The sequence below is a fragment of the Mycobacterium sp. genome, assembly GCF_040509115.1.
Taxonomy (GTDB): Bacteria; Actinomycetota; Actinomycetes; order Mycobacteriales; family Mycobacteriaceae; genus Mycobacterium.
This window is the reverse complement of the sequence record NZ_JBEVLO010000075.1, coordinates 19,651-29,791: the sequence shown is the minus strand read 5'-3', so window position 1 is coordinate 29,791 and position 10,141 is coordinate 19,651. Positions and strand designations below refer to the sequence as shown.

Below are 10,141 nucleotides of genomic sequence, written 5' to 3'. Positions count from 1 at the left end.
GAATCGCTCGGCGCCGAACTGGTCGAGGTGACGATTCCGATGGCCGAGTTCGTCATCTCGACCGAGTGGGCCATCATGATGCCCGAGGCCACCGCCTATCACCAGGACTACCTGCTCAACTCGCCGGAGAAGTTCACCGACGAGACCCGTACGCTGCTCGAGGTCGGCGCGGCTGTCCCGGCCACCGACTACGTCAATGCGATGCGTCTGCGGACGCAGATCCAGGCGGCGTGGCGGGAGATGTACGGCTCGATCGACGTCGTGCTCGCGCCGACCCTCGTGGCTGCCGCCACGCTGCGGGCCGACCCCTTCGTCAGGTGGGCCGACGGCACGGAGGAGGCCTCGACCGCTGCCTACGTGCGGTACTCGGCACCGGCGAACGTGACTGGCCTGCCCTCACTGTCGGTCCCCGCGGCGTTCACGGCGGCTGGGCTGCCGCTGGGGGTCCAGATCATCGGGAAGCCGTTCGCGGAGCCGGAGATTCTGCAGGTCGGCCGTGCGTTGGAGGCGAATACGGACGTGGTCGGCAGGATTGCCCAGGTCGCCGCGCGGGCGGCCTAGTGCTAAGGGTCCTCGACGAGATCGTCGGCTCGACGGCGGACGAGGCCGTCGCGCAGCGGCTGCACGAGCTGGCGCACCGCGACAAGGCGGTGGAGTACCTGCACGTCGATGCCGACGATCTCGACCGGAGGCGGCTGCGCGTGACGTCCGATGCGGGCAGGGAGTACGCCGTCGTGCTGCCCCGCGACAGCGTGTTGGCCGACGGCGCGGTGCTGGTGCTGGAAGCCGACCACGCGGTGGTGGTCCGGGCCGGGGCGCCGAACTTCCTGACGTTCCGACCGACCGACCTTGCGGCCGCACTTCGGCTGGGATACGTTGCCGGTCATCTGCATTGGCAGATCAGCCAGCATGACGACGCGCTGGTGGTCCGGTTGGAAGGCCAGGAGTCCGACTACACGGCTCGGATTGCCGACCTGCTCGCGGACGGTCGGGTGCGGTCGGTCAGCGGTCGACCGGATGCTTGAATCCGACCAGCTGCTCACCGCGCTTCGCTTCGGGGACAGTGCCTTTCCGTCCGGCGGCTTCGCCTTCTCCTTCGGGCTGGAGGGTTCTCACCGCGACGGCCTGGTGCGCGACGAGGCCGACGTGCAGGCGTTCGCCGCCGAGCAGCTCGACGGACGCTGGCACCCGTGCGACCGCGTCCTGCTCCGTCGCGCATGGGCCGCAGCCGATCCCGCCGAAGTGGATGACCTTGCCGAGGCGACCAGCACGATGTCGGTGTTGCGCGAGGCGTCCCGGCGGGCCGGGGCGGCTACCCTGGCTACGTTCGCCGCGCTGCTCGGCGCCGAGGCCGCCCCCGCCGTCGACGAGTACCGTCGTCGCGTGCTCCAGCAGGGTGCGCCAGGGCATCTACCGATTGCGCAGGCGCTGTGCCTGCGGGCCGCTGGGCTGACCCTCGAGACGGCGGAGACCGTGACGGCGTGGCAGTTGATCGCGGGAATATCCAGTGCCGCAGTGCGTCTGGGCATCTGCGGGCATCTCGGTGCGCAACGCACCATCGCGTCGCTGACACCGGTCGTTCTGGAAGTGCTTCAACGCGAACCCGCACCCGGCCCCGCGGTGTTCACGGTGTACGCCGACGTCGCGGCCCAGCGACGCGGCGACGGGGTGCGGTTGTTCGCCAGTTGAACGTCACGCCCTGAACACCAGGGCTTTCGAGGGAACGGAAGGATCACGATGAATCTCACGCCGACCGAGATGGAGCGCCTCGTCGTCTTCAGCGCCGCCGAGCTGGCCAGGCGCAACGTGCGCGAGGGCGTCCCGCTGAGCCATCCCGAGGCCGTCGCCCTTCTGACCGACGAGGTGTTGCTGTCGGCGCGCAGGAACATGGCCTACGACGAGGTGATCGACCACGCTGCGGGGACGCTGACGGCCGAGCAGTGCGAGCCCGGCGTTCCCGACATGGTGCGCATCGTGACGGTGGACGCGCCGTTCGCCGACGGAACCAAACTCGTCACCCTGATCGACCCGATCACCCGTGGCGAGAACGACGTTCACCCCGGGGAGATCATCGTCGGCGACGAGCCCGTAGAGCTCTTTCCCGGAGTCGACCGCACCTCGATGACGGTCGTCAACCGCGGCGACAGGGACATCCAGGTGCGCAGCCAGACTCATTTCTTCGAGTCGAACGCGGCCCTCGAGTTCGACCGGCGCGCCGCGTGGGGGCTCAAGCTCGACGTCGCCTCCGGTGCCGGTGTCCGGTTCGAGCCGGGCATGCCCGTCGAGGTGACGTTGGTGCCGATCGCGGGTGACCGGGTGATCCACGGCTTCTCCGGCACGGTCGACGGCCCGCTGGGGGCGGCGCTGTGACGTCCATCGACCGCGCGGCGTATGCCCGCATGTTCGGGCCCACGACGGGAGACCGGGTTCGGCTCGCCGACTCGGATCTCTTCGTCGAGGTCGAGGACGACCTCACGCTGCCGGGCTATGAGTTGCTCAGCGGCGCAGGCAAGTCGGTGCGGGACGGGGAGGGGTACCGGCCGTCGTCGAAGTCATCGGACGGGGCGCTTGACTACGTCATCGCCAACGCGCTCGTCGTCGATGCGGTGAGCGGGATCATCAAGGCCGACATCGGGATTCGGGATGGCCGAATCGTCGGCATCGGGAAGGCGGGTAACCCAGACACCATGCCGGGCGTCACCCCCGGCATGATCGTCGGCACGGCGACCACCCCGATCCCGGCCGAGGGGATGATCGTGACGGCCGGTGCCATCGAGACGCACGCACACCTCATCTCGCCACAGCAGACCGAGCACGCCCTGTCCACCGGCACGACCACCCTCATCGGCGGTTCGCTGGGGCCCACCTTCGAGGTCGCCACCGGCGGGCCGCGCAACCTGGGTCTGTTCCTCAAGGCGGGCGAGTACTCACCGATGAATTACGTGCCCTTCGGCAGGGGTTCGTCCGACTCGGCGGCGGTGATCGAAATGGTCGCCGCGGGAGCGGGCGCCGTGAAGATCCACGAGGACTTCGGGGCGTCTCCCGCCGTCATCGACAGAACACTGGTGGCCGCCGATTCCGCCGACTTCGCCGTACACCTGCACACCGATTCGATCAATGAGTTCGGCTTCTCCGAGACGACGATGGCGACCATCGGTGATCGGACGATTCACCTCTACCACGTGGAGGGTGCAGGCGGCGGGCACGCGCCCGACCTCATCCGGTGCGTCGGCTATGACAACGTCATCCCAGGCACCACCAATCCCACCAACCCGTACACCCTCGGCGGACTCGACGAGGGCGTACCCATGACCATGCTGGCGCACCTGATGAATTGGGAAGCGCCAGAGGACATCGCGTTCGCCGAGGCCCGGATCCGGCCCCAGACCATGATGGCCGAGGACATGCTGCACGACATGGGCGCCATCTCGATCTTCGGGAGCGACACCCAGGGCATGGGCCGGGTGGCCGAGAACATCGCCAACTGCTGGCAGCTCGCCGCCGTGATGAAGCAGCGCGTCGGTCGGCTGCCGGAGGAGACCACCGCAGCAGCGGACAACGAACGCGTCAAGCGCTATCTCGCCAAACTCACCATCAATCCGGCGATCTCGATCGGGGCCGACGCACACATCGGTTCCGTCGAAGTCGGCAAGATCGCCGACCTGGTGATCTGGCAGCCGGCGTTCTTCGGGGTCAAGCCGAGGCAAGTGCTGAAGAACGGTTTCGTGGCATGGGCCGCACTCGGGGACGCGGCGGGCTCGGTGTCGTCGTCGGAACCCGTCGTCCAGCGCCCCAACTGGGGTGCGCTCGGCGATGCGGCCGCGGAGCTGGGTTTCGTGTTCATGTCATCTCTCGCCGTCGACGCGGGCGTGCCGGAACGGCTCGGGCTGCGCAAGACGGTGCTGCCCATCACGTCGGTCAGGAATCTGCGCAAGAGCGACATGGTCCGCAACGCCGCCCTTCCCGTCGTCGAGGTCGACTCCCGCACGTTCGACGTGCGCGCCGACGGGGTGCTACTCACCGCGGAACCAGCTGTTACCGTGCCCTTCTCGCGAAAGTATCTGCTCCGATGAAGGCCGCGCGCGTGGGCATCGGGGGACCCGTCGGGTCCGGCAAGACCGTATTGGTGGAGGCGCTGCTGGCCGGCTTCGATCGGCGCGGCCGCACGCTGTCGGTGATCACCAACGACCTCGTGACCGCCGAGGACGCCGAACGGGTTCGCCGCTCCGGGCTGATCGACCCGCGCCGGGTGCGGGCCGTCGAGGCCGGGGGGTGCCCGCACACCGTGATCCGCGAGGACCCCTCGCTGAACATGGCGGCGGCCGACGCGCTGGAGGCCGAGTTCCCCGACACCGAGATGATCCTTCTGGAATCGGGTGGGGACAACCTCGCCTCGACGTTCTCCAGGGATTTGGTGGACTACTGGCTGTTCGTCATCGACGTCGGTGGTGGTGGCGACATCCCGCGCAAGCGCGGACCCGGCGTTCTTCGCTGTGATCTGCTGGTGGTCAACAAGATCGACCTCGCACCACACGTCGGCGTCGACCTGCCCCTGATGCTCAAGGAGGCCGACGACGTCCGCGGCGGCAGGCCGGTCGTGGCGATCAGCGCCCGAGGCGGTGACGGCGTCGACGCGGTGATGGACGTGCTCGAGCGGGAGGTGCTCTTCACGTGAGTGTCGGCGCTCGCACGGCGCTCGACCTCGTGTTCGCGGGCGCCGGTGGCCGGACCGTGATGACGCGGCGACGGCACCGTTGGCCCCTGCTCGTCGGCCGGATGTTCGCCGACCAGGACGGGCCGGGGGTCGGCACCGTGATCGTGCAGAACGCCGCGGGCACCGTCATTCCCGGCGACGACACCAGGCAGCGCATCGAGGTGCGCGACGGCGGGGCGGCGGTGGTGCGGGGCCAGGGTGCCACCATGGTGAGCGGCACGCCTGGCGGCACCGGGGCGGTCGAGGACACCCAGGTACGGGTCGACTCCACCAGCCGACTACTGCTCGACACCAGCCCCCGCATCCTCACCGCGCGGGCGAGCTACCGACAGCTCGTGCAGGCCTGCGTCGAGCCGGGTGGCTGTGCGGTGCTGGTCGATGCCATGGTGTTGCACCCGGATCTCACCCGTGCGGAGTTCGGCCGCTACGAATCCTCGGTCAGGATCAGCGCGCCGAACGGAACGCTGCTCGCCCTCGACGCCCAGGTGCTCGACTCGTTGCCTGGATTCATCGATGCCCCCACTGCGTTCGGAACCGTTTACGTCGTCGGCGCCGGCTTCGACACGGCCTTGACGTCGGTGTCGCAGGACCTCGAGACACTCAGCGTGCTCGCTGGCGATCGGCGGGTCTACGTGGCCGTCACCGATCTGCCGAACGACGCAGGCTGGGCGGTCCGGGTCGCGGCATCCGACGGCGGCACCCTGCGGACGGTGATCGCCTCGGCGACGGCGATGGTCGAGGCGGCGACGCGGGTGGGCGCCTCGACGCCGGTGCCATTGCGCTAGGTGCAACCCCCGCTAGCCGTACCCCTGCGGTGGGGAATGCGGCCCGCCGGGTTCGTTGGCGGTCTGCTGTCCGCCGGGTTCGCCAGCGGTCGATGGGGTGCGGGCCTCCGGACCGGGACGGCTCTCGGCAGGGTGGGCGCGGTCGTCGGCCTTGGCTTCGGGGTCTGCCAGGGCCTGGAGGTGTCGTTCTGGGGTGTGCTGGGTGTTGATCCGGGTCTGCCCGGTGTCCAAGTCTTCGGGCGGCACCCACTCCACTTCCCGGCGCTCGTTGATCCGGGTGCTCCAGGCGCCTCCGTCGACGAGACGATTGTCCGCGCCGCAGGCTAGGCCGAGGTCGTCGACGTTGGTTTGTCCGCCGTGGCGCCAGTCTTGAGCGGCGTGGTGGACTTGGGTGCCGTAGGCGCCGACGGTGCAGCCGGGTTTGGTGCACCCGCCGTCGCGGGCGATCAGCACGATCCGCTGATCGGGGTTCGCGATCCGCTTGGTGCGGAACAGGTCCAGCGCCCTGCCGGTGACGCCGTCGAACACCACCAGGCTGTGGTGCGCATGGCTGGCGAGGCGGATCACGTCGCGGATCGGCATCCGGGTCCCGCCACCGGTCACCCCGACCCCAGCGCGGGACTCCAGGTCTTGCAGGGTGGTGCGGATGATGATCGACACCGGCAGCCCGTTGAGCTTCCCCAGGTCGCTCATCAGGGCGATCCGCCCGATCGCGATGATCGCGTCGTGTTGGCGTTGGGCCAGGCTGCGATGATCGTTGTCGATTTGCTCCTGCGATGGTGTGCCGGAGGCGCAGGGGTGGGGGTCGGCGGGATTGCACATGCCCGGCGCGGCGAACTTGGCAAGCAGTGGCTGCCAGGTGGCCCAGGCTTCGGGGGTGAACTCCCCACTGATCGGGGAATTCCCGTCGGGACGCTGTTTACCCACGGAGAAGCCGCGTTTCCCGAGCCGTTCGTCGTCGGTGGGCTCGGGGCCGTCCTGGTCGAGCAGGAACAGGGTCAGCGCGGCGTGATCGGTGACTTCCTTGGGACCAGCGCCCGCGGCGGTGCGGACCAGGTCGACCTCGATGTGGGCGCGGGTGGCCGGGTCGACGAACCCGGGCATCTTGGCCATCGCCTTGCGGATCGCGGTGACGTGCTCGGCGGTGATCGCCCCCAACGCTTGGGCGGCGGCGGTGGCCGGCAGCAGCGGCTCCAACGGTTGCCCGATCAGCGCCTGGCGCGGCCCCAACAGACTGGCCTCGATTAGGCGGCGTGACGCTTCGGCGGGGGACAGTCGCCACCGCACGGTCAACACGTCGCGCCAGGACTTGGCGCCCAACTCCCTGGCGGAGGTCTCGACCTGCAGCCGGGCCAGCGCGCGATGCCACTGCGTGGGCAGTTGGCAGGACAGGGTTTCCAGCTCGTCGAGCAGGCCGAGGAGGTCTTGGGTCGACAGCGCGTTCAGGTCACAGTCGGCGAGCGCGGCGCGCAGCCCCTCGACCGCGTCTCGAACCGCCCGCATCGACATGACTCGAACATACGTGCGACCACGGACGCGATCCGCCCCCCACGGCCGAACCAACACCGGCCTGTGGACGAAGCGCCAACTGTGCACAACCCCAGTCGCGCGCCACCAAAACGTCAGAGCCACATGCTAAGAGCGGCCGCTGACCGCACGAAGACGATCCGAGCCCCGACGTCCGGATCTAGCCGTCACCCGGAGACGGGGCCGTCGACTCCTCTTCGAGGCACCCCTCGGCGACCGCGTGCCTGATGCTGTCGGCCAGTCGGGGGCAGGCCCGGCTGCGACTGCTGTCGCCACCGCAGGAGCGCACCTCGGCGAACGTCGCGCAGCGCTGAGTGGCCGCCGAATTCCATTGCACGGCAGTATGTCCCGCGCCGAGCTTCTTGACGGCGACGGTGGCGTGGCAGAAGCGGCAGTCCACCGGGGTCAGGCCAGCGGTCAGATAGCGCTCGCGGTCGCGGGCGGAGGCCTCCTTGACGGCGGCCGCCCGGTCGGGGTCGGACGCGAAATCGGGTGCCTTCGACCATGTCCCGGCTGCCCGGCGATCCCCCGTCGGGTGTTCGTCGTCGTCGTGACCGAGCAGGGCGAGCATCGACCGCGCCAGCCTGTCGGCGTCTGGCGCATCCGTCATGTCGCAGGCTGTTCCTCGGCGCGCTTGCGGAGGGTCTCCTTCTCCCGCAGATTCTCCTGAACCTCGACGGACCACTTCTCGTTGGCCGCCGTGGTGTCGACCTCGATCTCGAAGCGGTCGGTCATGTCCGGGCTGACGTCGGCGACGTCGACGTAGAACTGCTGATACCAACGGCGCATCTGGTAGACCGCACCGTCCTCCTCGACGAGGAGCGGATTGTCGATCCGAGTCTTGTGCTTCCAAATCTCGACGTCCTGCAGAAAGCCCTTGCTGACGCCGTCGGTGAAGGCGCTCGCCAGCTTGTCGGTCATCTTCTCGTCCATGCCCTTGGGCTTTTCGACGATGACGCCCCACTGCAGCACGAACGAGTTCTGTGAGACGGGGTAGTGGCAATTGATCAGGATCGACTCGGCCTTGAACCCGCCGTAATTGTTGTGCAGCCAGTTGATCATGAACGACGGGCCGAAGTAGGAGGCCTCGGAGTCCAGGTGCGCCTCGCCGTAGGCGGTGCCGAGGTCGTTGACGTCCGGCCGTCCCACGTTGTGCAGGTACTGGCTGGCGATGTGGCCCTCGAAGACGTTCTTGAAGTAGGTCGGTAGGCCGAAGTGGATGTAGAAGAAGTGCGCCATGTCGGTGACGTTGTCGATGATCTCGCGGCAGTTGCTGCCCTCGATGAGCATCGTGTTCCACCGCCAATCCGTCCACTCGTCGCTGGCGAACTCGGGGATCTCGGGGATCTGAACCTCGGGCTGTGGCGCATTGCCCTCGTGGTCATGCCAGACGAACAGCAACCCGCCGCGCACGTCGGTCTGCCATGCCCTGGTCCGCGCGAGCCGAGGGGTGCGCTTGGCGTAGGGCACCAGCTTGCACTTGCCGTCGCCGCCCCAGCGCCAATCGTGGAAGGGGCAGGCCACCTCGTCCCCCTTGATGGTGCCCTGGGACAGGTTGCCGCCCATGTGACGGCAGTACCCGTCGAGGATCTTGAGCTCGCCTGCGGAGTCGGCGAAGACCACCAGCATCGTGCCGAAGATCTCCACGCCGTGCGGCTTGCCGTCGGTGAAGTTCGCGACGGGCCCAAGGCAGTGCCAGCCCCGTGCGTAGCGGTCGGGCAGGGCGCCGGTGTCGATCTCGCGGACGCCTGCGGTTTCGGTGCTCACGGTGGGCCTCCCGGTTCTGAACTCTCTAACTAGAACACGTTACAGTTTTTGCCCCGCTGCGCGCAATCTGATCGCTCCGAGCTGCGGTATATCTAGACGATGCCGCTGTACGCCTTCGAGGGTCGATCACCCGTCGTCGACCCGTCCGCCTTCGTCGCGCCGACTGCCACGCTGATCGGCGACGTGCACGTCGAGGAGGGTGCGTCCGTGTGGTTCAACGCCGTTCTGCGGGCCGACTTCGCCCCGATCACCATCAGGGCGGGCGCGAACGTACAGGACGGCTGCGTACTACATGCGCCGCCAGGGGTCCCGGTGGACGTCGGGCCTGGGGCGACGATCGCGCACGGGTGCGTGATCCACGGCGCGCACATCGGGCAGGAGGCGGTGATCGCCAATCACGCCACGGTGCTCGACGGTGCCGTCATCGGCAGGCGCAGCCTGATCGCGGCGCACTCCCTGGTCACCGGCGGCACCAAGATTCCCGACGAGGTCTTCGTGATCGGTGTGCCCGCCAAGATCAAGGGACCCATCGCGGGAACCGGCGCAGAGGTGTGGGTCAACACCAACCCGAGCGCCTACCAGGATCTGGCGCGGCGATACCTGCACAACGGCCTGGCCCCGATCGCCGACAGCTGAGCCGCTGCGCTACTGCGTGTCGCTGAGTCCGACTCGCAGCGCGATCTGCTGCATCTTGGCGACATTGGTGACGAACTGATCCGTCGTCGGGTCGCCCGCGGCGCTCTGGAACTCCAGCCGCACCAGCGCCCGGCCCTCGGTGAAGAAGACGAGGGTGACGGCCTTGTCCTCGTCGGGGATGGACCCCGAGATGACGACGCCATCGGTGCCCACTGCCAGCGGCGTCGGAGAGCCACCTGCGACCAGCGTGGGAAGCGTCGCGGCCGCCTGCTTCAGCGTCGCGGTCGCCGTCGCGGCATCCGGGTAGACCAGGAACGTGTCGCTGACGGCACGGTTGTCCTCGTCGTTGACGAAGAAGGCGCTGGCGCCGGGATTGCCGTTGGGTTGCGAGTCCTTCGATCGCTCGTTGAAGGTGTCCTCGGCGTCACTGAGGTCGGCAGGCGCTAGCAGCAGATGCCGGAAGTCCTCGGACCCGGCGGCCGCAGAGGTCTTCGTCGTCGTCGGCGCGTAGGGGATCGTCGGGATGGTCGGGACGCTGCTCTGGGCGGCGCCGCCGCCGGCGGGGGCGCAGCCGCTGACGCCGATCACCAGGAAGGTGGCCGCGGCGGCAACGAGTAGTCGGGGAACGAGTGAGCGGGGCAAGTGTGACTTAGGCAATAGTTATCTGAAAGTTATCTTGTGAGAAGCGGATTGCGTTCGTGCTCAGGCTACG

12 protein-coding genes are annotated in these 10,141 nt (G+C 68.4%); 8 read left to right on the top strand and 4 right to left on the bottom strand.

Annotated features, from left to right (window positions below):
- The 7 genes from ABW137_RS06380 to ABW137_RS06350 form a co-directional block, all read left to right on the top strand.
- Positions 1-561 (top strand): amidase family protein (locus ABW137_RS06380; RefSeq protein WP_526398039.1); only part of this gene is annotated, 561 nt, incomplete at its 5' end.
- Positions 561-1,025, top strand: a complete 465-nt coding sequence (ureE, locus tag ABW137_RS06375; protein WP_526398037.1) for an urease accessory protein UreE — start codon at positions 561-563, stop codon at positions 1,023-1,025. The genes ABW137_RS06380 and ureE, both read left to right, overlap by 1 nt.
- On the top strand, positions 1,018-1,689 hold the full coding sequence (locus ABW137_RS06370; protein ID WP_526398035.1) for an urease accessory protein UreF: 672 nt from the start codon (positions 1,018-1,020) through the stop codon (positions 1,687-1,689). The genes ureE and ABW137_RS06370 overlap by 8 nt, the downstream gene beginning before the upstream one ends.
- Before the next feature lie 48 nt (positions 1,690-1,737).
- Entirely contained in the window at positions 1,738-2,370 is a 633-nt protein-coding gene (gene ureB, locus ABW137_RS06365) for an urease subunit beta (RefSeq protein WP_526398033.1), read from the top strand.
- Positions 2,367-4,073, top strand: a complete 1,707-nt coding sequence (gene ureC / locus ABW137_RS06360; protein WP_526398031.1) for an urease subunit alpha — start codon at positions 2,367-2,369, stop codon at positions 4,071-4,073. The genes ureB and ureC overlap by 4 nt, the downstream gene beginning before the upstream one ends.
- Positions 4,070-4,675: an urease accessory protein UreG gene (ureG, locus tag ABW137_RS06355; protein WP_526398030.1), complete on the top strand. Its 606-nt coding sequence runs from the start codon at positions 4,070-4,072 to the stop codon at positions 4,673-4,675. Before ureC ends, ureG begins: the two co-directional genes overlap by 4 nt.
- On the top strand, positions 4,672-5,499 hold the full coding sequence (locus tag ABW137_RS06350; protein WP_526398028.1) for an urease accessory protein UreD: 828 nt from the start codon (positions 4,672-4,674) through the stop codon (positions 5,497-5,499). The genes ureG and ABW137_RS06350 overlap by 4 nt, the downstream gene beginning before the upstream one ends.
- A gap of 12 nt (positions 5,500-5,511) precedes the next feature.
- Here the strand turns inward: ABW137_RS06350 and ABW137_RS06345 are convergent, their stop codons facing one another.
- The 3 genes from ABW137_RS06345 to ABW137_RS06335 form a co-directional block, all read right to left on the bottom strand.
- Positions 5,512-7,008: an HNH endonuclease signature motif containing protein gene (locus ABW137_RS06345; protein WP_526398026.1), complete on the bottom strand. Its 1,497-nt coding sequence runs from the start codon at positions 7,006-7,008 to the stop codon at positions 5,512-5,514.
- Positions 7,009-7,186: 178 nt separating this feature from the next.
- A complete protein-coding gene (locus ABW137_RS06340) occupies positions 7,187-7,636 on the bottom strand; it encodes a hypothetical protein (protein ID WP_526398025.1) in 450 nt (149 codons plus the stop codon).
- Entirely contained in the window at positions 7,633-8,793 is a 1,161-nt protein-coding gene (locus ABW137_RS06335; RefSeq protein ID WP_526398023.1) for a 3-ketosteroid-9-alpha-hydroxylase subunit A, read from the bottom strand. Before ABW137_RS06335 ends, ABW137_RS06340 begins: the two co-directional genes overlap by 4 nt.
- A 99-nt stretch (positions 8,794-8,892) precedes the next feature.
- On the opposite strand from ABW137_RS06335, the gene ABW137_RS06330 reads away from it, so the two are divergent.
- Positions 8,893-9,429, top strand: a complete 537-nt coding sequence (locus ABW137_RS06330) for a gamma carbonic anhydrase family protein (RefSeq protein WP_526398021.1) — start codon at positions 8,893-8,895, stop codon at positions 9,427-9,429.
- Positions 9,430-9,438: 9 nt separating this feature from the next.
- Here the strand turns inward: ABW137_RS06330 and ABW137_RS06325 are convergent, their stop codons facing one another.
- Complete coding sequence (locus tag ABW137_RS06325; protein WP_526398019.1) at positions 9,439-10,071, bottom strand: hypothetical protein; 633 nt, start codon at positions 10,069-10,071, stop codon at positions 9,439-9,441.
- Positions 10,072-10,141 lie beyond the last annotated feature (70 nt).